General features: G+C 60.9%; 17 protein-coding genes. 5 read left to right on the plus strand and 12 right to left on the minus strand.

What is annotated here, in order from left to right; all coding sequences use genetic code 11:
- The first annotated feature begins 12 nt into the window (after positions 1 to 12).
- Complete coding sequence (locus tag EIY72_RS24895) at positions 13 to 651, plus strand: LysE family translocator (RefSeq protein WP_093214591.1); 639 nt, start codon at positions 13 to 15, stop codon at positions 649 to 651.
- 2 nt (positions 652 to 653) lie between these two features.
- Entirely contained in the window at positions 654 to 1,151 is a 498-nt protein-coding gene (locus EIY72_RS24900) for a GNAT family N-acetyltransferase (protein ID WP_093214594.1), read from the plus strand.
- A 37-nt stretch (positions 1,152 to 1,188) separates the two neighbouring features.
- Here EIY72_RS24900 and metR read toward each other — a convergent pair whose 3' ends face one another.
- Entirely contained in the window at positions 1,189 to 2,106 is a 918-nt protein-coding gene (gene metR, locus EIY72_RS24905; RefSeq protein ID WP_093214599.1) for a transcriptional regulator MetR, read from the minus strand.
- A 169-nt stretch (positions 2,107 to 2,275) separates the two neighbouring features.
- Positions 2,276 to 7,849, minus strand: a complete 5,574-nt coding sequence (locus EIY72_RS24910) for a dermonecrotic toxin domain-containing protein (RefSeq protein WP_093214604.1) — start codon at positions 7,847 to 7,849, stop codon at positions 2,276 to 2,278.
- A gap of 205 nt (positions 7,850 to 8,054) precedes the next feature.
- Here EIY72_RS24910 and EIY72_RS24915 point away from each other — a divergent pair, with 205 nt between their 5' ends.
- Positions 8,055 to 9,089, plus strand: coding sequence for an alpha/beta fold hydrolase (locus EIY72_RS24915; RefSeq protein ID WP_093214608.1), 1,035 nt, complete (start codon positions 8,055 to 8,057; stop codon positions 9,087 to 9,089).
- A 158-nt stretch (positions 9,090 to 9,247) separates the two neighbouring features.
- Positions 9,248 to 9,913: a DsbA family oxidoreductase gene (locus tag EIY72_RS24920; protein WP_093214613.1), complete on the plus strand. Its 666-nt coding sequence runs from the start codon at positions 9,248 to 9,250 to the stop codon at positions 9,911 to 9,913.
- A 22-nt stretch (positions 9,914 to 9,935) separates the two neighbouring features.
- On the opposite strand, the gene EIY72_RS24925 is transcribed toward EIY72_RS24920, so the two are convergent.
- The 5 genes from EIY72_RS24925 to EIY72_RS24945 form a co-directional block, all read right to left on the minus strand.
- On the minus strand, positions 9,936 to 11,327 hold the full coding sequence (locus EIY72_RS24925) for a sigma-54-dependent transcriptional regulator (protein ID WP_093214618.1): 1,392 nt from the start codon (positions 11,325 to 11,327) through the stop codon (positions 9,936 to 9,938).
- Positions 11,317 to 13,092 carry a sensor histidine kinase gene (locus EIY72_RS24930; protein WP_093214622.1) on the minus strand — a complete coding sequence of 592 codons (1,776 nt, stop codon included), beginning with the start codon at positions 13,090 to 13,092 and terminating at the stop codon, positions 11,317 to 11,319. The genes EIY72_RS24925 and EIY72_RS24930 overlap by 11 nt, the downstream gene beginning before the upstream one ends.
- 203 nt (positions 13,093 to 13,295) lie before the next feature.
- Positions 13,296 to 14,186, minus strand: coding sequence for an alpha/beta hydrolase (locus EIY72_RS24935; protein WP_093214626.1), 891 nt, complete (start codon positions 14,184 to 14,186; stop codon positions 13,296 to 13,298).
- Positions 14,183 to 15,577 carry an aspartate aminotransferase family protein gene (locus EIY72_RS24940; protein WP_093214630.1) on the minus strand — a complete coding sequence of 465 codons (1,395 nt, stop codon included), beginning with the start codon at positions 15,575 to 15,577 and terminating at the stop codon, positions 14,183 to 14,185. Before EIY72_RS24940 ends, EIY72_RS24935 begins: the two co-directional genes overlap by 4 nt.
- Positions 15,570 to 16,268 (minus strand): HAD-IB family phosphatase, encoded by a 699-nt coding sequence (locus EIY72_RS24945; protein WP_093214635.1) that lies wholly within the window; start codon positions 16,266 to 16,268, stop codon positions 15,570 to 15,572. Before EIY72_RS24945 ends, EIY72_RS24940 begins: the two co-directional genes overlap by 8 nt.
- 219 nt (positions 16,269 to 16,487) lie before the next feature.
- On the opposite strand from EIY72_RS24945, the gene EIY72_RS24950 reads away from it, so the two are divergent.
- The gene (locus EIY72_RS24950; RefSeq protein ID WP_093214640.1) at positions 16,488 to 17,249 is read left to right on the plus strand and encodes a MipA/OmpV family protein; all 762 of its coding nucleotides are present in this window, start codon (positions 16,488 to 16,490) and stop codon (positions 17,247 to 17,249) included.
- Positions 17,250 to 17,271: 22 nt separating this feature from the next.
- On the opposite strand, the gene aauR is transcribed toward EIY72_RS24950, so the two are convergent.
- From aauR to EIY72_RS24975, 5 genes are all read right to left on the minus strand, one after another.
- Positions 17,272 to 18,600, minus strand: a complete 1,329-nt coding sequence (gene aauR / locus EIY72_RS24955) for a two-component response regulator AauR (protein ID WP_093214644.1) — start codon at positions 18,598 to 18,600, stop codon at positions 17,272 to 17,274.
- A complete protein-coding gene (gene aauS, locus EIY72_RS24960) occupies positions 18,597 to 20,498 on the minus strand; it encodes a two-component sensor histidine kinase AauS (protein WP_093214647.1) in 1,902 nt (633 codons plus the stop codon). Before aauS ends, aauR begins: the two co-directional genes overlap by 4 nt.
- A 180-nt stretch (positions 20,499 to 20,678) precedes the next feature.
- Positions 20,679 to 21,413 carry an amino acid ABC transporter ATP-binding protein gene (locus EIY72_RS24965; RefSeq protein ID WP_093214651.1) on the minus strand — a complete coding sequence of 245 codons (735 nt, stop codon included), beginning with the start codon at positions 21,411 to 21,413 and terminating at the stop codon, positions 20,679 to 20,681.
- Positions 21,410 to 22,081 carry an amino acid ABC transporter permease gene (locus EIY72_RS24970; protein ID WP_093214654.1) on the minus strand — a complete coding sequence of 224 codons (672 nt, stop codon included), beginning with the start codon at positions 22,079 to 22,081 and terminating at the stop codon, positions 21,410 to 21,412. Before EIY72_RS24970 ends, EIY72_RS24965 begins: the two co-directional genes overlap by 4 nt.
- A complete protein-coding gene (locus EIY72_RS24975) occupies positions 22,081 to 22,827 on the minus strand; it encodes an amino acid ABC transporter permease (RefSeq protein ID WP_093214657.1) in 747 nt (248 codons plus the stop codon). Before EIY72_RS24975 ends, EIY72_RS24970 begins: the two co-directional genes overlap by 1 nt.
- Positions 22,828 to 22,837: the final 10 nt, after the last annotated feature.

Here is a 22,837-nt window from a genome sequence, read left to right on the forward strand (position 1 = left end):
AAAGGACTGACCATGATCCCCCTTCAAGACCTGCTGATATTCGCCGCCGCCGCGTTCCTGATGGTGCTGACGCCCGGGCCGAACATGATCTACCTGATCTCGCGCTCGATCTGCCAGGGGCGCAAGGCCGGGGTCGTTTCGCTACTCGGTGTGGTCGCGGGATTTCTCGTGCACCTGTTCGCCGCCGCAGCGGGTTTGACCGCGGTGTTCCTCGCCGTGCCGGTTGCCTATGAAGTGTTGAAGTGGGCCGGTGCGTTGTACTTGTTGTGGCTGGCCTGGCAAGCGGTCAGACCCGGTGCACGTTCGCCGTTCGAGGCACAGCAGTTGCCCGCGGATTCTTCGCGGAAACTGATCACCATGGGCTTTTTGACCAGTGCCCTGAACCCGAAGATTGCGGTGTTCTATCTGTCGGTGTTTCCGCAGTTCATCACGCCTGAACATGGCTCGGTGTTCAGCCAGAGCATCATTCTCGGGTTGACCCAGATCAGCGTCAGTTTCAGCGTCAACCTGATGATTGCCCTGTTTGCTGCCACCATCGCCTCATGGTTTGTGCGCAATCCGAGCTGGCTGGCAATGCAGCGTTATTTCATGGGCTTTGTGCTGTCGGCTCTGGCGGTGCGCCTGATGCTTGAACAACGCCGGATGGCCTGAACATGTGGATCGAGCGACTGGATGCCAGCCATGCCCTGGACTATCGGGCGCTGATGCTGGAAGCCTACGACCTGCATCCGCAGGCCTTTACCTCCAGCGTGCGCGAGCGTGCGGCGATGCCGTTGAGCTGGTGGGAAGCGCGGCTGACCAGCAAGCTGGATGTGGTGCTCGGGGCGTTCGAAGAGAGGCGGCTGGCGGGCATTGTCGGGCTGGCGTTCGAACCCCGGGAGAAAGCCCGGCACAAAGTCACGTTGTTTGGCATGTACGTATCGCCCGCCGTTCGTCAACGCGGGGTCGGTTATCAACTGGTCCAGGCGGCCCTGGCTGACGCTCGGGAACACCCGGGGCTGCGTTTGATCCAGCTCACGGTCACTGCTGGTAACGATGCGGCCATCAATCTGTATCGGCACTGTGGTTTCGTGCAGTACGGCCTGGAGCCGATGGCGGTGCGGGTCGGTGAGGACTACTTCGACAAGATCCACATGTGGCGCGAGCTCTGAGCCGTATACCCCACAGGGGCTTGTGTTGTCATTGGCGTCAGCGAACAGCGCTAACCCCGTCCAGCGTCGAAAACGAGGTGTCCTTGGCTGTCAGCAGGAAGTCGCGCATGTACGGCGCATCGAGCATGTCCGCGCGAATCGCCGCATAGAGCGTGGCAAACAAACCTTTTTCGCCCAGGCGCTTGGCCTTCACATAACCCCGCGAACTGTATTCATGCAGTGCCCAGTGCGGCATGCCGCATACACCGCGACCGCTGGCCACCAGTTGCATCATCATCACCGTCAGTTCCGACGTACGCACCTGGGCCGGTTCGATATCGGCCGGTTCGAGAAAGCGCGTGAAGATGTCCAGGCGATCGCGTTCCACCGGATAAGTGATCAGGGTTTCCGGGAGCAAGTCTTCGGGGACGATGTAGGGTTTGCTGGCCAGGCGGTGCTGATTGGCCACGGCGAGCATCGCTTCGTAGGTGAAAAGCGGCACATAGGTGATCCCGGCCAGCTCCAGCGGATCGGAGGTCACCACCAGGTCCAGATCGCCACGGGCCAGGGCCGGCAGCGGGGCGAAGGAAAAGCCCGAGGCCAGGTCCAGTTCAACCTCCGGCCAGGCATCGCGGAACTGGTCGATGGTCGGCATCAGCCATTGGAAGCAACTGTGACATTCGATGGCCATGTGCAAGCGCCCGGCGGTACCACCGGCCAGTCGACTGATGTCGCGCTCGGCGGCGCGCAGCAGTGGCAGGGTGGCATCGGCCAGTTGCAGCAATCGCAAACCGGCGCTGGTGAACCGCACCGGCTTGGTCTTGCGCACGAACAGCGGCATGCCCATGCGCTCCTCCAGTTCCTTGAACTGATGGGACAGGGCCGACTGGGTCAGGTGCAGGCGGTCGGCCGCATCCACCAGGCTGTCGGCTTCGCGCAAGGCGTGCAGGGTCTTGAGGTGACGGATTTCAAGCACCGTGGGGCTCCATGAGGAAAACTTGTGATCTGTAAAACGATGTTGAGTTTGTCTCATGTTGAAGGGGCTGTCGACCTCAATGCGAGCTCGCACAGCTGAGCCAGTGGTCGACGCATCGTATTTCGCGTCGACCACGGGTGCAGAAAAGCGATCCAACAGTAGCTGGAACTCAGAGCGTTTCGAAGTGAGCGAGCGCAATCGATCGCTTGCCTATGTCGGCATAAGGCAGGTTCGCGTCGTCAGCGTGTGTCAAAAAGCGGTGCTCGGGCAGTTTCAAGTGGGCTTTCTCGAATTGCCTTAACACCGGCGCCTGGCTGGAGTAGTGAAAGTGCGCGTACCACAACAGCACGGCAGGTTCCCGGGTCAGATCATGAATTTCATATTCCTGCAGGTAGTCGATACGACCGTCCTTGCGCTTGCCCAGGCTTTTGATCGCACTGGTCTTGCGGATTTCCACGGCGTTCTGGCCGATCAGGTCATCGAGCATGCCATCGGTGGGTTTTTTTGAACTCAGCGACTGATGGGTACGCAAGGTACGCCCGCTGGATCTCAACTCGACAGCCTTGTCACGCAATGGCGCGATAATCGGGTTCTGCGCATCGACCTCCTCGATATGCAGGGCGCGTCGAGTCAATTCGTCCGCTTCGCTGACCAGCATGTGTTCGAGGTCGACGGGCAGCATGTCTTGCGCGGCATAGGATTGCACCCGGGCCTGGTACGTCGGCAAGGCGTCCAGTCGTTTGCGGGCGTCGGCGATCAACGCGGTGAGATCCCGCTGTAGCGGGTTCGATGCCGGAGCTGGCGGGTTCAACAAGCGGAATTTGCCACTGGCGTTTTGCTCCCAGACTTCCAGATAACCATGCTTGCCGGTCAAGGTGTATTGCCGCGCTTGAGTGGTGGGTTCCCAGCGCTCAACGCCGATCAACAATTGGTCATCTTCGGTGGTAAAGACTTTTTTGTTGCTGCGCCCGGCAGGTGTCGCAGGGGTGGGCAGGTCAATGCCCTTGCGTGCGCGTTCGGCGATTTTTTCAATACCGGCCATCAGCGGTTCAACCGCATCCATATGGAAATGTTGCGGATAGCTGGTGGTCCAGACCTTCATGTCTCGACGAAACTGCGTGTACAGATCCAGGCAGTCCTGGAGAATCTGGTTGCGCTGGGCCTTGGTCGCACTGACATCCGGCAGTTCCAGCTGGGTGAACAGGGCGCGATCAACCTTGGCGCGCAGATTGTCCGCTTGGCCTTGCAAGTAAAACCAGGACATATCGGGTGGATTGTCAAAGCGCTTGACCACCTCCAGCAAGTGACCGGTTTTGAGGTAGAGCAAGTTGAAGTCACTGAGCCGCCCGTTCAACGCCGCGACTTCAGCGCTCAGTTTCACCTTGTCGGATCTCAGGGTGATGCGCTCGTACCACAGGTTAAGGCTGGCCATCACCTCTTCGACCTGATCGAGCTCGCGCAGCAGGTCCACCCGAACCTTGCGCATCGTTTCATGGATGCCCAGGCGTTGACCCAGCGCATCATCGGCCATGTCATCGAGTTGATCGGTCAGTGCATCGATGCGGTCGATCAAGGGGGCGGCGCGATGATTGGCGTAGTAGACGCGGTGCTGGTAGCGGTCCGTCATCAACAGGGCGTCACTGCTTTGCATCTCGATCAGCACGCGGCGTTTGTTGCCGTGGGTCAGAGGCAGCAGTTCGGCCAGTGTCTGGTAATGTTTGGCGGCCATTTCAATGTCGCTGGCACAGGCAGCGTCGGCGGCGCCCCGCAACGCCGGACGGTTTTCCACAGACGCGTCGACGTAGTTTTGAATCGGCACTTTATTTTGCTGGATTCGCCTGTCCAGCTGTGCGGCTATGTCATCGGCGCCCTCGGTCAATTGGTGATGACGACGGAAGGTTCGGTCAGCCCACCAACGCGGCAAGCGCTGACGAATGGCCTGTGGCCAGACCGGATCGAATGCATCCGCCAGGTGTCCCAGCGCGGCGCCGCCGCCGAGTCCGCCACCGTCGAATGTCGTCCCGTAGACACCGAACCAGGTGTCCCACTGGCCTGTTTCGTCGAGGCTGATCGGCTGCTTGTAGGTCTTGCGGCTGTTACCCGCCAGTCGCCACATGCGTGAGTCGTTATCCAGCACCACCTGGAAAATCCGCCCCTGGCGCTCGATGAAATCGCCGTCGGCATGGCGGTACACCTGTCGATAGAGGCCATAGTTTGCCGGCTGAAGAGCTGACAAGGAGATCGGTTTTTCATATTCGTAGCCAGTAAAGCGAGCGACAACCTGTGCGGTCTGGCGCAGCGATCGTTGCTGCAGCGCCGCTGCGTGTCTGGCTAGCGTGTGCAATTGGCGCGTCCGGGTGAGGGAACGGGACAGCCGCGAAAGCGCGGAGGTGGCCATTTCGCCGGGAATCAGATCCAGCACGGCGTCCAGCAGGCACTGCAAGACGGTTTTGAGCTCATCCAGGCCGTCGCCTGCATCGCCGCGCAAAAAGGCAGCTACGGCTCGATTGGCGGCAGCCCAGGCATCGTAGAGCGCAATGGCAGTGCCGATAAACGGCAGGAAGCCCAAGGCCATCTTCATGTAATTAAAGGCACGCGGGCCGTCCATGGCATAACGCTCAAGGGCCAGTGCACCGCTGGAACGGGACGTACTGCGATGGGATTCGATTTGCCTCCCCATGTCCACGTCAAGCAGGTGGGCAGCCAATGAGGTGGTTGCTGGCCAGGGAACACCAACGCCGATCATGCCATCGAAGTTTGTGGCGACGGCGTTGACGATACGGCGCTCATGGGCCTTTGCATCACCGTGGATGGCGCGCCCGGCCAGGTATTTGGCCCATGGGTCTTGCGCGCTCAGGTTGAACAGGGCTTTGCGTGCGGCTTGCAGATTGTCGTAGCGACGCAGGCATTGGCCATCGGGGCTTTCCGGCAGGTATAGCAGTGTGATGCCGCCGACCTGTTCTTCGATGAAGGTGACGCCGGCCAAGGTCGTCGGGCCCTCGCCGGGGGTGTCTTTGCCGCCCGCAGTAAGACTGGCGGGCAAGATAGCCACGCGCTTGCCGCCGGCACGCCATGCGGCAGAGGTGTTCGCGTCAATGGCGATGTCGAAGATTTGCTGTTCATCGTCCGTGAGCCGGTTTTGCAGGTGCGCGCACAACCCTTGTAACTTCAACATCAGGCGCCAGGGCTCGATCAGGCTCTCGCGGCGATGCTCCCTGACAAATACCGGCTCAGACGTTGCACCTTTGTACGTGTCGAAAATTACCCGTTCATAGGCTTGGGGCAGGTCCAGCTCCGGCAAGACTTTACGCAGGTACGTCAGATTGATGCCGTTCGACAGGGCGATGCGATCCTTATTGTCCGCGGCGGTGACGTCCAGGCGCATGAACACCAGACGTTGGGACAGTGAGTCGTTCTGCACCGACGTCACTGAGTCGATGTTGAGCTGGGCGAGGTCTTCGAGCGACATTTTGCTGCGCGCCACGCCGGGCACCATGACCGACGTTTCCAGGACCCCACCGGGACCCGAAGTAAAGCGCTTTTCCCAGGTGACGGAATCGGGGAGTTCCACTTGCACGTCAAAGGCGCCCATGACCGCGAAGTCTTTGCGCAAGCGTGCTTGCAAGTGCGAGCGGGTGAAGTCCTGGCGCGGCATCAGGTTCAGGCTCATCAGTGCATGACTGCGAAACATGGCCTCGATGTAGGCGTTGACCAGTGCCTTGAAATCGGAACGCTCAACGGCGGTTAGCGAGCCCAGCCATGACGGCAGGTTCGTTGCCAGTGTGGTGCTGCGATCTTGTTCCTGTAGATGGGCGTAAGCCAGGCTTCTGGCAGGGTGTACTGGCAGTTGCAGGCTGGCCAGGGTGACCTGATGGAGGATCTCCAGTTGTTCGGCTCGTTGCGCTGCGTTTGCCGGCAGTGGATGGCGCTCGCCAATGGCGACGACCTGTTCCTCGAAAGCCCTGATCAGTTGTTTCAGCGCGAACTCGAGCGGATCGACGCTGATTTCCGTCAGTGACAAGGCCAGTTCCTTGTCTTGCCGCTGAATCTTGAAGACCTGCCGTTCGAGCTCGCGACGGTTGGCAACGCGTTGCAAACCACCGCCGCTGCCGGGGCAGTAAAACAGCACGGCGTGGGGAGCATCGGCATCAATCAGGGCCTGCCGGTGCGTGACGATGAAGGCACCGTGCAGATCTTTGAGCGTTACTGTGGACGTATTGCCGGTTTGCTCGGTCATCGACAGCGACAGGCTGGCCACCCCTCTATCGACCGCGGTGTCGATGGGTGTTGCCAGCAGGGTGTTGAATTGAGCGCATTCGTCATCACTCAGCTGCTTGAGTGCCAACTGCAAGGCCAGTTCGGCTTGCAGCCCGTTCCTGTGGGCGCTGAGCAAAGTGCTGAACTCACGCTGGTGGGCGGCGGGATCCACGGGGACGGACAACTTCAACAAGGCCGAGGCGGCTTTGTCGGCAGCGTCTTCGGCGCTCTCCAGCGCTTTGAGCGAGTCCTTGAACGATTGCAGGCCATCGCCTTCGCCGACGGCCTGCACCAGGGCTTCGAGCGCTTCGCGCTCTTTTTGCAGTGAAACCTGACGCATCGACCAGGGGAGGCCGGCATCCAGACCACCGAAGATTGACCCGTCGTCTGCCGGGGATTGATCCGGGACGGTTTTCAAAGGGGGCGCTGTAGCCACTAAGAAGCTCTTGCCGCGCTGGGCATCCACCTGGTCAGCTTGTACCAGCGCCAGCGCGCCATGTTCCGCCAGGCCGGGTTTGCCGAGGGTGCCGTGACGCAAAGCCGTGATCTGTGCTTGCTGATGCATTGCAAACAGATCACTGGCGCCTGTGATCATTGGCCGGGTATGTGCTGTGTACTCAAAGCCCAGGTTATCGCTCGGCAAGCCTTTGGGCACCAGTGCCTGGCGTACCAGCCAGTCTTCCATGTCGCTACGCTTGGCGAATCGCTGGATCGCAATCGGCTGGCTCGGCAGGTAGAGCAACTGGCTGGCATCCGCAGCAACGCCGGTGGTGATGACCCAGGCACCGGGCAGTTTGATTTTGCTGCGATTGCTCAGCACCAGGCTCAGTTTTTCGGTGTTCTGCGTGGCGGCATTCGATGCCTGGCCGCGTGAATCTGCTTCGATGATCCGCTGCAGTGGTGTGAATTGTTCCGTGGTCAGCAACCGCTGGGCCAAAGCCAGTTGCGCGGCAGCTTCGAAATGCTGGCGGTAGAGCGCTACCACTCGGTCTTGCCGCGATAACGCGGTGCCAGGTGCGCGCGAACTCCAAAAGGCTTGCCAGCGATCATTGTGAAAGGTTTCCGGATTCAGCGCCTTGAGTTGCTGGACGATCTGCTGCTTTGTCTGGCTCGACAAAGCGTGATCCGCGGCCAGACCTGTCACTCGACAGCGCTGATCGAGCGCGGCCTCGATAGTCGGATGCTGCAACATGAATGCGCAGACATCGGTCAATGAGATGAAGCTTTGCGGTTGTTCATCCGTGGCGTTGAAGAGCAAACCGGCTGTTTGCCCATTCACATTGAGTGTTTGTTCGAGCAGTTGGTTGACGCTGTCGCGCACTCGCGGTGTGTCGGCCATCAACTCGAGCAACCCCTGGCTACTGGCTTGCCAGCGTGCCGTCGCTCTGAGGTGGAGGTTTTCATCCTGTTGTGCCGGTAACGGTTTGTGCAGCGGTGAGGCCAGCGGTGTCTGGAGGGGCAGATCGAGTAAAAAACGTTCGGTCATGGCATCAGGGCTCGTTGCGAGAGCGGAGGATTCCGCTGTTCGAGCGAGCCATTTAAGAAAAATCAGGCCCTGAACAGGCACTACATAGTTACCGCAACGACCGCTGAGCGAACTTCATCAAACTGTCACGGAACTGTGGCAGCGCGCTTGAACAAACTTCATCAGACTCGCGCTCTACTGGGGTTCTGCGTTTTGGTGTTTCTTCATGTATGCACGATTTTTTTCCGCGGCGCTGTTTTGCGCCGCGTTGTTGTTTGGCTTGCCGTCGCTGGCGGCTTCGCGTTGTGACGTCAATGTACCGACCGAACGAGTGGATCTGGCCCAGGTAAGCCTGGCGTACCAGAGCATCGGCCGTGCATCGGACCCGGCGATTTTGCTGGTGATGGGCCTGGGCGGGCAGTTGATTCACTGGCCGGACGAAGTGGTGGTAGCCCTGTGTCAGCAAGGCTTCCGGGTGATCCGCTATGACAACCGCGATGTTGGCCTGTCAACCTGGCGACAGGCCCCGGCCGAGGCCAACCTGACCTTCGAAGTGCTGCGCTACAAACTCGGCTTGCCGGTGGCGGCCCCCTATTCGCTGACCGACATGGCCGAAGACGGGCTGGGGCTGATGGATGCCCTGCACGTCGAACAATTCCATGTGTTGGGAGCGAGCATGGGGGGGATGATCGCCCAGCACATGGCGGCCATGGCGCCGCAGCGGGTCGAAAGCCTGACCTTGATCATGACCACCTCCGGCGCCGAAGGCTTGCCGGCACCGAGTGCGGCGCTGGTGCAACTGTTGTCCCGTCGTGGCGCGCCGAATCGGCAAGTGGCGCTGGAGCAGCAAGCCGACCTGCTGGCGGCGTTGGGCAGCCCGATGGTCACCGATGATCGGCAGGTGCTGCTGCATCAGGCCGCGCTGTCCTACGACCGCGCGTTCAACCCCGAGGGCGTGAAGCGCCAGATCATGGCGATACTCGCCGAGCCGAGCCGGGTGGAACTGCTCAATCAGCTGCGAGTGCCGGCGTTGGTGGTGCATGGTACGGCCGATCCGTTGCTGCCAGTGATGCATGGCGTGCACTTGGCGGCGCACCTGCGCGGCAGTCAGTTGGTGTTGATTCCAGGGCTCGCGCACCGTTTCCAGGAGGCGTTCAAGGCACCGTTGCTGGCGGCGGTTCTGCCGTATCTGCGCGCGCATCGTGAAGATACTTCGCATTGGGCGCAGATCGAGCCGGTGGCCGAGCATAACCTCCTGTAAACACCACCAGGCACTGTGGGAGCGAGCTTGCTCGCGATAGGGTGTGTCAGTCACCTCATCATGAACAGACAAAATGCCATCGCGAGCAGGCTCGCTCCTGCAGAGGATCGGTGTATCGTGCAGTTTTCCCGGCGCCTTTCCAGTCAGCGAGGTGGATGATGAGCACTGCATTGAACATCGAATTCGTCAGCGACGTGTCCTGTCCCTGGTGCGTCGTCGGCCTGTACGGCCTGACCAAGGCGCTGGATATCCTGCGTGACGAAGTCCGCGCCGAGATCCATTTTCAGCCGTTCGAACTCAATCCGAAGATGGGCCCGCAAGGGCAGAACATCACCGAGCACATCAGCGAAAAATACGGATCGACGCCTGAGCAATCGCAGAAGAATCGCGAGATGATCCGCGCCCGTGGCGCTGAGCTGGGTTTCGCCTTTCGCACCGATGGCAACAGCCGCATCTACAACACTTTCGACGCCCATCGTCTGTTGCACTGGGCGGCGCTGGAAGGTTTGCAACTGCCCTTGAAGGAAGCCCTGTTCAAGGCGTATTTCAGCGAAGGCGGTAACCCGTCCGATCATGATCAGTTGGTACAGATTGCCGAAAGCGTCGGCCTGGACCGCCAGCGTGCTGGCGAGATCCTCGCCTCGGACGAGTTCGCCCGCGAAGTGCGCGAGGAAGAACAACTGTGGCTTTCCCGCGGTGTGAGTTCAGTACCCACCGTGGTCTTCAACGGTCAGTACGCCGTCACGGGCGGGCAACCCGTGGAGAGTTTCGTGATGGCGATCCGGCAGATCATGGCCGAAGCGAAGGGCGGGACGGTCAGCTAAGACAAGTCCCCACGCTGGTTTCTCAGCGCACGATCTTGTCCACATGAATCCCCAGTTTCTTCAAGCGGTACCAGAAACTGCGCTCGGAGATGCCGATCAGTTGCGCGGCAGCGGCCTGCACGCCATTGCTTTGGGCGAGGGCGGCGAGGATGTAGCTCTTTTCGACTTCAGCCAATGCAGCGTCAAGGTCTGAGGGGACGCTGCTGCCTTCGCTGAAAATCACGCCACTCTCGCTGGGTGCAGAGGCGAACAGATACGCCGGCAGATCCTCGTCCTCGATTACGGCACCCGACGCGACGATGGTCGCCCGCTCCACACAGTTTTGCAGTTCGCGAATGTTGCCCGGCCAGGCGTATTGACTCATGGCTTGAAGTGCCGCGGCACTGAAACCGGTGATGCGTTTACCCGCAGTAGCGCCCAGCACGTGGGCAAAATGCCGGGCCAGTGGCGCGATGTCTTCGGCCCGCTCGCGCAGGGCCGGCAGCGGGATCGGAAACACGTTGAGGCGGTAGTAGAGGTCTTCGCGAAACTCCTTGTTGGCCACCGCATCCAGCAGGTTCTTGTTGGTGGCGGCGATGACGCGCACGTCGACCTTACGCTCCTTGGTATCGCCCACCGGTTCGATGATCCGCTCCTGCAAGGCGCGGAGGATTTTGGCCTGCAATGCCAGGGGCATTTCGCCGATTTCATCGAGGAACAGAGTGCCGCCGTCCGCCTGCGTGAAACGTCCGATGCGGTCGGTTACTGCGCCGGTGAATGCTCCCTTGCGATGACCGAACATCTCGCTTTCCAGCAGGCCTTCGGGGATCGCCGCGCAGTTGACCGCGACAAAGGGTTTGTCCGCTCGATTGCCGTGTTTGTGGATCGCCCGGGCGACCATTTCCTTGCCAGTGCCGCTTTCGCCCGTGAGCAGGATGGTGGCGCTGCTTTCGCGCACCGAATCGATCGCCTGCAGCACCCGACGAAAGCTCGGGCTGTCGCCGATCAGGCTGTCGATCTGCTGGTGCTCGTCAAGCTCGGCGCGCATGCGCTGGTTGTCTTTGAGGATGTCGCGAAATTGCAGGGCCTTGTGAACGGTGATGTCCAGTTCATCGATATCGAACGGCTTGGCAATGTAATCGAAGGCGCCATTGCGCATCGACTGCACGGCGTTTTTCACCGTGCTGTAGGCGGTCATGACGATCACCGGCAACTGTGGAAAGCGGCTTTTGATTTCCGCCAGCAACTGCGGACCGTCCATGCCGGGCATGCGCCAGTCGCTGATCACCAGGTCGATGTCTTCGGCTTCCAGCACCTTCAGCGCGTGCAGGCCATTGCCGGCGGTGAACACGCTGATGCCGTTCTGGCTCAGCGCCGAGGCCAACAGGTCGCACAGCTTCGGTTCGTCGTCGACCACCAGTACGTTATGCGTCATTGCTGTCCTCGTCGGAATGTTCGCCTGTGGCTGGAATGTACAGACTGAAGGTGGCGCCGGCACCCTTTTCGCTGACGCACTCGATACGTCCGCCATGACTTTCCATGATCGAGTAGACCTTGGCCAGACCCAGGCCGGTACCCGAGGCCTTGGTGGTGACGAACGGCGTGAAGATGCGTTCCAGCATGTCCGGTTCTATCCCTTGGCCGGTGTCGCGGATGCTGATCACCACGAAGGGGGCTTCCTGGTGGATTTCCACGGACAGGCTACCACCGTCAGGCATGGCGTCGATGGCATTGACCACCAGGTTCAGGCCGGCCTGCTTGAGTTGCTTGGCATCGGCATACAGGGTCGCGCCGGGAGCGTTGTCGAGCACTTCCACCTCTATGTTGTGGGTGGCCAGTTCCGGGGCGCAGAAACCGACCAGTTCATCCACCACCTGGCGTGCCGGTTGCGTTGAGCGCAGCGGCGCACTGGGTTTGGCGAAGTCGAGGAAGTCGGTGATCAGGTCGTTGATCCGGCTGACTTCACTGACCACGTATTCGAGGTGGCGCTTGTCGGATGCCGGCAGGTCAGTGCGTCGGTGCAGCAATTGCGTGGCGGTCTTGATGATGCCCAGCGGGTTGCGGATCTCATGGGCCAGGCCCATGGCTACTTCACCGAGCGCGTGCAAGCGGTCGCGGCGACGCAGCTGCGACTCCAGGTGCTGCAACTCGGCCAGGCGTTCGCTCATGTGGTTGAAGGTGCTGCTCAGTTCCGCCAGTTCGTCGCCGCCGGTGACCGGCAGACGTTGGCGATAGTCGCCGGCAATGACCGCCTGCACGCCATGGGACAAACCGCGCAGGGGCTTGGTCAGGCGCTGCGAGACCAGCCAGCCGACCGCCAGTGACGCCGCCGAACTGAGCAGGAATATCAGGATGAACAGGTTGCTCTGGTTCACCAGCCCCACCAGGCTGCTGTGGCGCAACAGGCCGCTGAAGATTACCCCTTGCAGCTCACCGTTTTCGTTGAGAATCGGTCGGTAGATGCCGCTGTAGCGACTGGTGAACTGCTCGATCGGCTGCTTGGTTTCGCGCAGGGTCTGGAGGGTTTTTTCCGGTACTTGCGAGGGGTGATCCTCGAAACGCTGGGTGGCGAAAACCTCGGAAAAGTTATCACCCTTGGCCAGGTACAAGCGCAGGTCCAGGGAGTGCACGTCGGCCACGCTGGTGAGGAAACTGTTGTCGAGGTAGGTGGCGACGATCATCTTGTAGTCGACGCCGTCCTGCGCAGTTTCAAAGGTGGATACCACGGTGCCGGTGGCCGCGCCACCGACTTGCAGGGTTTGCAGCACGGCCTTGGGCGCCGTGCTGATCTGGCGAATGATGTCGTCGGCAGCGGTGCTGTAGACGACCTTGTGATCGCTGTTGCGCACCAGGGCGACCACGTCTATGCCCATGGAGTCGGCGATGTCTGCGGCAAGCGAATCGCTGCGCACCGATTGCCGGTCGACGGGGGGACGGGTCAGGCGCAGGAACAACTGAGCCGCCCGGGCGTTTTCGTGGAGGATCTCGCTGATTTCGTCTTCGACGATCTTGGTCGACTCCTGCAGCCAGATCCGCACGTTGCTGTCGAAGATCTGCGACAGGGTGGTGGCCGCCAGTTCGGCGGCGATCATGGTCGGGATCACGCTGACCAGCCAGAAGGCCAGCACCAGTTTGCGTTGCAGACTCCAGCCGGAAAGGGCAAAAGGTCGAGCGTCGGAGCGTGGGTGTTTGGTCATCATGCTTCGCTTATCACAGCAGCCATGGCAGGGTCGGATCGGTCCGCGCGGATCAAGATTCTCATCAGCCGCAACTGACTGTCGAGCAGTTGGTCTGCTCACACGGATGGATCACAAGGCCGTGCTCAATACAGTAGTCGGGATATCAGAAAAAAACGCGCGGCTCATGAATTCTTCATGAGCAAGCGCGCTCCTGCAGGTCAGGTTCAGGCCAATTGTCGATACTCCTGACCCAGGGGTTGCGCGGCGGTTCCCTGTTGCATGAAACGGTGCTGGATAAAGTCTAGGCTCAGTTCAATCACGCGATGATATTGCAGGTCGACGGTGATCATGTGATAGCAGTCGTTGAGCAGGACCTTGACCACTGGTCCGCCGAGTTTGCGTTCGACATAGTCGGCGTTCCAGCGACTGGTGATGTCGTCTTCCAGGGAGTGCAGGACCAGTGCGGGTGTGGTGATCGACGGCATGCGCCTTTTCACCACGGCATTGAGCCGGTGCAGTTCGCGCACGGTGACGCCCTCCATGGTCAGCAAGCCGGCCTGGCTGCTTTCGCCGGCTTTCATCTGCCGTTCGACGATCGCGCGCAGGCGTTCATTCTTGATGCCATAGGGCGGCTTTTCGTCGAAGCTGCACAGGTGCACGCCGAACGGAATTTTCATCAGCAACGGGGTGAGGAACGCCAGTTTGTTGATGCTCCAGCCGTCGTAGCGCAGGGTCGTGGAATACAGCAGCAGGCCTTCGATCTGCCCCGGGTGTTCGGCGGCCAGGTACATCGACAGCACCGCGCCCATCGACAGGCCACCGACGAATACGCGAGCGTGCTTGCGTCGCACGCCGACGAAGGTGTTGCGTGCGCTTTCGTACCAGTCGCGCCAGCCGGTGGCTTGCAGGTCGGCATTGTTGCCACAGTGGCCGGCGAGGGTCGGCACGTAGACCGTGCACCCCGCCTTGGCCAGGCCCATGGCCACCCGACGCAACTCCGTCGGGGTGCCGGTCAGGCCGTGAATCAACAACACCGCGACGTCGCCAGTACCGAGCACGAACCCGGCCTGGCCTTCGCCCATATCGATGCCGTCGAACTCAACGGCGGCGTTCATCGTTTCATGGCCCGGTCGAGCAGGCGATCGAGCAGGGCGATGCCCAGGTCGATTTCCGGATAGCTGATCTCCAGCGATGGCGCCAGGGTGATCACGTTCTTGTAGTAACCACCGACATCGAGGATCAGGCCCAGGCGCTTGCCGTCGATTTCGATGTCGCCCTTCATGCCTTCCTCGACCATGAAGTCCAGGGTCGCCTTGTCCGGGGTGAAACCGTCCGGGGCGCAAATTTCGCAGCGCAGAGCCAGGCCCAGGCCATCGACGTCGCCAATGATCGGGTAGCGCTTCTGCAGGTCCTTGAGGCCCTCGAGGAAGTACTTGCCCTTGTTCATGACCATCGCGCCGTAGTCGATTTCATTGGTCATCTTGAACATCTCGAGACCGACGGCGGTGCCCAGCGGGTTGGAAGCGAACGTGGAGTGGGTGGAGCCCGGCGGGAAGACTTTCGGGTTGATCAGCTCCTCTTTGGCCCAGATGCCGCCCAGCGGGTTGAGGCCGTTGGTCAAGGCCTTGCCGAAGACGATCACGTCCGGCTTGACGTCGAAGTGCTCGATCGACCACAGCTTGCCGGTGCGGTAGAAGCCCATCTGGATTTCGTCGACCACCATCAAGATGCCGTGCTGGTCCAGCACATGCTTGAGCTCGCTGTAGAAGTTCATCGGCGGAATCACGTAGCCGCCGGTGCCCTGGATCGGTTCGACGTAGAACGCGGCGTACTCGCTCTGGCCGACTTTCGGGTCCCAGACGCCGTTGTATTCGGTCTCGAACAGGCGGGCGAATTGCTGCACGCAATGGCTGCCGTATTCTTCCTTGGTCATGCCTTTCGGGCCGCGGAAGTGGTACGGGAACGGAATGAAGTTTGCGCGCTCGCCGAAGTGGCCGTAGCGACGGCGGTAGCGGTAGCTGGAGGTGATCGACGAAGCGCCGAGGGTACGGCCGTGATAGCCGCCCTCGAAGGCGAACATCAGGCTCTTGCCGTTGCTGGCGTTACGCACGACCTTCAGCGAGTCCTCGATCGATTGCGAGCCACCGACGTTGAAGTGCACGCGACCGTCGAGACCGAATTTTTTCTTCGCGTCGACGGCGATCATTTCCGACAGCTCGATCTTGCCCTTGTGCAGGTACTGGCTGGCGATCTGCGGCAGGGTGTCGATCTGTTGTTTCAAGGCATTGTTCAGGCGCGGGTTGGCGTAACCGAAGTTGACCGCCGAGTACCACATCTGCAAATCGAGGTAGGCCTGGTCTTCGGTGTCCCACACATAGGAACCTTCGCAGCGGCTGAAAATACGCGGTGGTTCGATGTAGTGAACGGTGTCGCCGTAGGAACAGTATTTGGCTTCCTTTTCCAGCAGGATTTGGTCTTCGGCGGTAGCGATTCGAATATCAGACATGGTGGAAGAGTTCCTGTGTTTCGGTATTGAAAGTGGTGGCGTTGGCGGCCCTGGCGTGGGGCAGCAGGGCCAGCAGGGCAGGGAGTTCGGCAAAGCTGTCGAAGCGGGCATAAGGAATGCCGTTGCGTTCGCAGTGCTCGGCCAGGCGATCCTTGGCGAAGACGAAGTCGGCGGTGGCGGCCACGCACATGTCGGACTGGCCATCGCCGATCACCAGCACGCGTCGGGTGCCGGGGGTGGATTTGCACTTGCAGTTGCCGGCCGCGGCGCGGCAGGCATCGCTGGCGTAAGGGAAGTCGATGCGCCAGCTGTCGTGGTCAACCTGACGCAAGCGGTTGGCGAGGATCGGCAGCAGGCTGACGTAGTGACGCGCCAGGATGCGGGCGATGCCTTGCTCGATGCCGTCGCTGACCACTTCCAGCGAAGCGCCAAGGCCGATCACGTGGTCGACGAAGTCGGGGAAGTCCGGGTCGATTTCGACGCTGTCGAAGAAGCCGAGCAATTCGGCGGGTGTGGCCTTGACCAGCGACAGCTGGCGGCTGAGGCATTCACGGGAGCCTATGTGACCGGCCAGCCATTCATTTTCGATCGCTTCCCAACTCGGGTCGGCGAAGCGCTGGAGAACGCTGTCGATCACGTCAGTGCGGGTGATGGTCCCGTCGAAATCACACACGATATGCCAGTCAATCATCTGTTGTACCTGTTTGGCAGTGAGCGCTGTCTGCGCTTGCAAACGGGGTAGAGCAGGGACTGTGCCAAGTGCGTTCGGCCCAGCAGGGCTGGGGTTGTGGCGAGGGTGGGGCCTGATGAAGCTACAATTTTTGTAGCTTGCTACAAACAACATGAGTGCTTGCAAGGCGTCGGCAATCGGAGGATTGATGCGCGCATGTCTCCTTCAAGGAATCACCTCATGTCGAGGATCACCTTTGTGCTGCTGGCAGCGCTGACCTGCCTTTCAATCAACGCGCGCGCTGATGGCATCAGCGGTGAAGCCGGGCTTGGCCTGAGCTATCAACCCCATGATCCGAGCGGCAGTCGTTACGAAAGCCGGCCGGTGCCGTATCTCGACCTGGACTGGGGCGATGTCAGCCTGAGCACCGATGACGGGTTGACCTGGTCGGCATTGAAGAGCCAGGGCTGGAGTGTCGGGCCGTTCGTAAACTACCTGCCGGGGCGGACCGCCAACGGGCAGTTGCGAGGGCTGCGCGATGTGCCGGATATGGGGGAAGTGGGTGGCTTCGTGCAATATGCCCCGGCCGATTTCTGGCGGGTCTATGCCTCGGTTGGACAGGCAGTCGGTGGCGGCAGCGGACAGGGGGGTGTGCTCGGGCGGGTCGGCGGTGAAGTGGGTTATCCCGTGGGTGGCGGGGTGATCGGCAGCACCAACGTGACGGCGCATTTTGCCGATGCCCGGCAAACCCAGACCTTTTTTGGCGTCAGTGACGATGAATCACGTGCCTCGGGGATTCGCCCGTACAACGCCGGTGGTGGCTTGCAGAATGTGGCGCTGACCCAGAGCTTCGAATTTCCCCTGGCACCGCACTGGTCGCTGTTGACCAGCGCCAGCTGGATTCACCTGACCGGCTCAGCGGCGGACAGCAGCCTGGTCAAACAGATCGGGCGTGCGGACCAGGGCGAGGCGCAGGTGGCGATTGCCTATAAGTTCGACTAGAGGGCGGCGTTGCCTGGAGCAATCAGTGACTCAACCCGTATTTTTTCACTTTGTCGAACAGCGTGGTCTTGGCCATGCCCAGTTCCTGACTGGCCTGGGTCAGGTTGCCGCCACTGCGCTGCAAGGCATCGCCGAGCAGATTGCGCTCGAAAGCTTCCACCGCTTCGGCGAAGGCCAGGCCCTGTGTGCTGCCAGCGGCCCCCGGCTTCTTGAACGCCGGCAGACCCAAGGCAAAACGTTCGGCGACGTTGCGCAGTTCACGCACGTTGCCCGGCCAGTCGTGGCTCATCAGGCTCGACACGGTCTGGTTGTCCAGCTCCGGCGCGATGCGGTCGAAGCGCAGGGAAGACTGCTGCAGAAAGTGCTCGAACAATTGCAGGATGTCTTCGCGGCGCTCGCGCAGCGGCGGCAGTTCCAGGGTGACGACGTTAAGGCGGTAGTACAGGTCGCTGCGGAATTCGCCGGCCTTGCTCGATTCGACCAGGTCGGATTTGGTCGCCGCGATCACCCGGCAATCCACGGCCACACTCTGGTTTGAGCCGAGGCGCTCCAGGGTGCGCTCCTGCAACACCCGCAGCAGTTTGATCTGCAAGGGCAGGGGCATGCTTTCCACTTCGTCGAGGAACAACGTGCCGCCGTCGGCGTGTTCGATCTTGCCGATGCGTCGTTTACCGGCACCGGTGAAGGCGTTGGCCTCATGACCGAAGATTTCGCTTTCGAACAGGTTTTCCGGCAGGCCACCGCAGTTGAGTGCGACAAATTGTTTGCCGTGCCGCCGACTGAAGTCGTGCAGGCAACGCGCGACCAGTTCCTTGCCGGTGCCGGTTTCACCTTCGATCAGGACGTTGGCCGAGGTGTCGGCGACGTTGGCGATCAGTTCGCGCAGGTTCTGCATCGCCGGCGAACGGCCGATGATCCGCCCTTCGAGTGAGTCGCGCTCGGCCAGTTGTCGGCGCAACGATGACACCTCCCGCGCCAGGCTGCGTTGCTCGAGGGCGCGACGTGCAACGTCCACCAGACGTTCCGGGGAGAAGGGTTTCTCCATGAAATCGTAGGCGCCTTTTTGCATCGCCCCGACCGCCATGGAGATGTCGCCGTGACCGGTGATCAGCACCACCGGCAGGCTGCGATCCCGGGCCTTGAGGCGGCTCAGCAGCTCCAGGCCGTCGATACCCGGCAGGCGGATGTCGCTGATGACGATGCCGGCGAAGTTGTCACCGACCCGCTCCAGGGCTTCTTCCGCACTGCCCACACCGATGCAGGGAATGTCTTCCAGAGTCAGGGCCTGTTGGCAGCCGAGCAGCACATGGGGGTCGTCTTCGACGATCAAAACACTAAGGTCGTTGTTCATATCGGCTCGGCGGAAGGGGTGCTTACCAGCGGTAAACTGAGGACGAAGGTGGTGCCGCCACTGACGGGGTGTTCGACACCCAGGTGGCCGCCGGTGGCGGCAGCCAGGCTGGCGGAAAGGGTCAGGCCCAGGCCCAGGCCTTGCTCGCCGGGCTTGGTGGTGAAGAAGGGTTCGAACAGATGCTTGCGCGCCTCGGCGTCGATGCCGTGGCCATTGTCGCGTACGCGCAGTCGGTACTTGTCTTCAAAGACTTCGCCTTCAAGCCACAACTCGGGTTGCGCTTGCGCCTGCATGGCATCGATGGCGTTGCCGATCAGGTTGACCAGAATCTGCTCCAGGCGGGTCTGATCGATCTGCACCTGCACATCGCGGAAATCACGGTGCAATTGCAACGGCGTGCCTTCGATTCGGCTGCCCAGCAGTTGCAACGCAGCTTCAACGGCTTTGCCCAGGCTCGCCTGACCCTTGTCGTCACCGCGCCGCGCGAAGGAGCGCAGGCTGGCCGTGATCCTGCCCATGCGGTCGATCAGCTCGTTGATGGTCTTGAGGTTGGTGCTGGCGACATCGAGCTGGCCGCGTTCGAGGAAGCGCACGGTATTGCCGGACAAGGTGCGCAAGGCGGCCAGCGGCTGGTTGAGTTCGTGGGCGATGCTGGTGGACATCTGGCCGATGGCGGCGAGTTTGCCGGCCTGGACCAGTTCATCCTGGGCGCGGCGCAGGGTCTCTTCGGCCTGGCGCCGTTCGCGGATCTGCCCCTTGAGCCGTTCGTTGCTGGCGCGCAGGTCGCTGGTGCGTTCGGTAATCCGACGCTCCAACTGGTTGTTGGCTTCTTCCAGGGCCTCGCGGGCGGCGAGGCGGGTGGCAATCACCTTGCGCCGCTCGTTCCAGGCAATCAGCAGGAAGGCCACCAGGGCAAACGCCACCGCCACCAGAATCCCTTGATTGATGGCTTCGCGGCGCAAATCCTGCAGCGGCGTGAGCAGGGTGAAATTCCACGGTGTGTCACTTAACGGCCGGGTCTGCGCCAGGTACCTGATGTTTTCTTCATCGGAGTCCAGTTCGCTGTTGGCCGGAAAGGTCAGTTTTTCCACACCCTCGGACAGGGTTTCCCTCGCCAGCGGTTGCAATTCGTTCAGCGGAAACCAGTAGTACTGCAGACTGCGTGCGAGTTTTTCCTTGGTCTCATCACTCAGCGGGATCACCGACTTGAGCCGGCGCGACGGGTCGCTGGACAGGATGATGATGCCGTTCTCGTCACTGACGAACGCTTCCAGGCGAGCCCGTTGCCAGCGTTCCTCCATGGCTTCAAGGCGTACCTTGACCACCGCGACACCGATGATCTTGCCGTGTTCTTCCAGGCCATGGGCCAGGTAGTAACCGGGTTCGCCGTTGGTGCTGCCGATGCCGTAGAAACGCCCCGGTTGGCCACGCACGGCATTCTGGAAATAGGCACGGAACGACAGGTCTTCGCCCAGGTAACTGTCGAAATCGCGCCAGTTGCTGGTGGCCACGACGCGACCGGTGGTGTCCATCACGTAGATGGCCCGACTGCGGCTGCGCCGGTTCAGGCCTTCAAGGTATTCGTTGACCGCCTGCCGGTGTTCCGCAGTCGGGTCGGATAACAGTGTTGAAACACTGCGCTCAAGCTCAAGCAGGCTGGGCAGGTAGGTGTATTTGCTGATCTCGCTTTCGACGGCGCGGGCATGCAGTTCCAGCTGGCGCTGGCCGTTTTCGCCGAGGCTGCGAATGCCGTAGTGTTCACTGAGCCAGAAGCCGGCATAGCCCAGCCCGATCATCAGGGCGATGATCAGCGGCGGCAGGAAGAAATGACGAATCAGACGGGGTTTCACGGCAAGTGATGGCTGTGCAGCGCGATTGAGGGTGGGGTCGCATTTCATCACAGATGCCTTGGGTCAACCACAATACAAATCTGCTAGCCACTGATGCCCCCTGTGGGAGCGAGCTTGCTCGCGATGACTTCATCACAGTCGACTTTGATGTTGACTGTCAGTCCGCTATCGCGAGCAGGCTCGCTCCCACAGGAGGACGGTGCGGCTGTGGGCTATTACCCAGTGTGCTTAGTGCTGCAGGATTTTGTTGAGGAAGTGCTGCGTACGCTCGGCACGGTGGCTGATATCGCCGAAGAACTCCTCTTTCGGGCAGTCCTCGATGATCTTGCCCGCATCCATGAAGATCACCCGGTCGGCCACTTTACGGGCGAAGCCCATTTCGTGGGTCACGCACATCATGGTCATGCCTTCGTGGGCCAGTTGCACCATCACGTCGAGCACTTCGTTGACCATTTCCGGGTCGAGGGCCGAGGTCGGTTCGTCGAACAGCATGACGATCGGGTCCATGGCCAGGGCGCGGGCGATCGCCACACGCTGCTGCTGACCACCGGAAAGCTGACCCGGATGCTTGTGGGCGTGGGCAGAGAGGCCCACACGCTCGAGCAATTGCAGGCCTTTTTTGGTGGCTTCTTCCTTGCTGCGACCCAGCACCTTGATCTGCGCGATGGTCAGGTTCTCGGTGATGGTCAGGTGCGGAAACAGTTCGAAGTGCTGGAACACCATGCCCACCCGCGAACGCAGTTTTGGCAGGTTGGTCTTCGGGTCGGCGATGGAGGTGCCGTCGACCACGATGTCACCCTTCTGGAACGGCTCCAGGGCATTGACGCACTTGATCAGGGTCGACTTGCCGGAACCGGATGGCCCGCACACCACGATCACTTCGCCTTTCTTCACCTCGGTGCTGCAATCAGTCAGTACCTGGAAGTCCCCATACCACTTGTTGATGCTTTTGATAGAGATCATACGGCGAACCTTTTTTGCAGACGCTTGACCAGCTGCGAGGCGGCAAAGCTGATGATGAAGTACACGAGACCGGCGAACACCAGGAACTCATTGGAGCGGCCAATGATGTCGCCACTGGCACGCGAAGCGTTGAGGAAGTCGACCAGGCCGACCGCGTAGACCAGCGAGGTGTCCTGGAACAGGATGATGCTCTGTTGCAGCAACAGCGGGGTCATCTTGCGGAATGCCTGCGGCAGGATGATCAGGCGCATCATCTGGCCGTAGGTCATGCCCAGGGCCTGGGCGGCGCCCATCTGGCCCTTGGGAATCGACTGCACACCGGCACGAACGATTTCGCAGAAGTACGCCGCTTCGAACATCATGAAGGCGACGATGCATGAGGCGAATGCACCGATCGGGGTGTCTTCGCCGGTGATCCAGCGCAGCACGAACGGCACCGCCAGGTAGAACCAGGTGATCACCAGCAGCAGCGGGATCGAGCGGAAATAGTTGACGTAGGCGCCGGCCAGGTTCGACAGCAGTTTGTTGTGGGACAGACGGCACAGCGCGAGGATGGTGCCGAGGATGATCCCGCCAACCACGCCCATGGCCATCAGCTTGAGGGTCATGACCATGCCGTTCCACAGGCCCGGCAGGGACGGGATGATGCCCGAGAAATCGAATTCCATTATTTACCCCCTGCGGAGATCAGGCCCGGTACGGCGACTTTCTTCTCGACCAGGCGCATCAGCAACATCAGGCTCATGTTCAGGGTGAAGTAGATCAGCGTGGCCAGGGTGAAGGCCTCGAACAGGTTCGCGGAGAATTCGGCAGTCTGCTTGGTCTGCGCGAGCAGCTCCATCAGGCCGATCAGCGACGCCACGGAGGAGTTCTTGAAGACGTTGAGGAATTCCGAGGTCAGCGGCGGAATGATGATCCGGTAAGCCTGGGGCAGCAGGACGTTCCAATAGATCTGCGGCAGCTTGAAGCCCATGGCGCGCGCTGCGGACTCCTGGCCCTTGGGCAGGGCCTGAATGCCGGTGCGCACCTGTTCGCAGACACGCGCGGTGGTGAACAGGCCGAGGCAGACCACCACGCTGATGAACGCGGAGGTGGTCGGGTTCAGGTCTTGCTTGAACCATACCTGCAGGTTTTCCGGCAGCAGGTCGGGCACCAGGAAGTACCAGATGAACAGCTGCACCAGCAGTGGCACGTTACGGAAGAGTTCGACGTAGCAGGTCGCGATCCCCGACACGATGCGGTTCGGTACGGTGCGCATGACGCCCAGGATCGAGCCCAGTGTCAGGGCAATGATCCAGGCCACGACGGCGATGGCAATGGTCCAGCCCAATCCGGAAATGAACCAGTCGAGATAGGTCTCGCTGCCCACGCCGGTGGACTTGAAGAACACGCCCCAGTCCCAGTTGTAATTCATTAGGGTCTCC

The organism is Pseudomonas vancouverensis, assembly GCF_004348895.1.
Lineage (GTDB): Bacteria > Pseudomonadota > Gammaproteobacteria > Pseudomonadales > Pseudomonadaceae > Aquipseudomonas > Aquipseudomonas vancouverensis.

Coding starts and splice junctions, on each gene's coding strand:
- EIY72_RS24895 (WP_093214591.1), top strand. CDS start 13: ATGATCCCCCTTCAAGACCTGCTGATATTCGCCGCCGCCGCGTTCCTG.
- EIY72_RS24900 (WP_093214594.1), top strand. CDS start 654: ATGTGGATCGAGCGACTGGATGCCAGCCATGCCCTGGACTATCGGGCG.
- EIY72_RS24910 (WP_093214604.1), bottom strand. CDS start 7,849: ATGACCGAACGTTTTTTACTCGATCTGCCCCTCCAGACACCGCTGGCC.
- EIY72_RS24915 (WP_093214608.1), top strand. CDS start 8,055: ATGTATGCACGATTTTTTTCCGCGGCGCTGTTTTGCGCCGCGTTGTTG.
- EIY72_RS24920 (WP_093214613.1), top strand. CDS start 9,248: ATGAGCACTGCATTGAACATCGAATTCGTCAGCGACGTGTCCTGTCCC.
- EIY72_RS24925 (WP_093214618.1), bottom strand. CDS start 11,327: ATGACGCATAACGTACTGGTGGTCGACGACGAACCGAAGCTGTGCGAC.
- EIY72_RS24930 (WP_093214622.1), bottom strand. CDS start 13,092: ATGATGACCAAACACCCACGCTCCGACGCTCGACCTTTTGCCCTTTCC.
- EIY72_RS24935 (WP_093214626.1), bottom strand. CDS start 14,186: ATGAACGCCGCCGTTGAGTTCGACGGCATCGATATGGGCGAAGGCCAG.
- EIY72_RS24940 (WP_093214630.1), bottom strand. CDS start 15,577: ATGTCTGATATTCGAATCGCTACCGCCGAAGACCAAATCCTGCTGGAA.
- EIY72_RS24945 (WP_093214635.1), bottom strand. CDS start 16,268: ATGATTGACTGGCATATCGTGTGTGATTTCGACGGGACCATCACCCGC.
- EIY72_RS24950 (WP_093214640.1), top strand. CDS start 16,488: ATGTCGAGGATCACCTTTGTGCTGCTGGCAGCGCTGACCTGCCTTTCA.
- aauR (WP_093214644.1), bottom strand. CDS start 18,600: ATGAACAACGACCTTAGTGTTTTGATCGTCGAAGACGACCCCCATGTG.
- aauS (WP_093214647.1), bottom strand. CDS start 20,498: ATGAAATGCGACCCCACCCTCAATCGCGCTGCACAGCCATCACTTGCC.
- EIY72_RS24965 (WP_093214651.1), bottom strand. CDS start 21,413: ATGATCTCTATCAAAAGCATCAACAAGTGGTATGGGGACTTCCAGGTA.
- EIY72_RS24970 (WP_093214654.1), bottom strand. CDS start 22,081: ATGGAATTCGATTTCTCGGGCATCATCCCGTCCCTGCCGGGCCTGTGG.
- EIY72_RS24975 (WP_093214657.1), bottom strand. CDS start 22,827: ATGAATTACAACTGGGACTGGGGCGTGTTCTTCAAGTCCACCGGCGTG.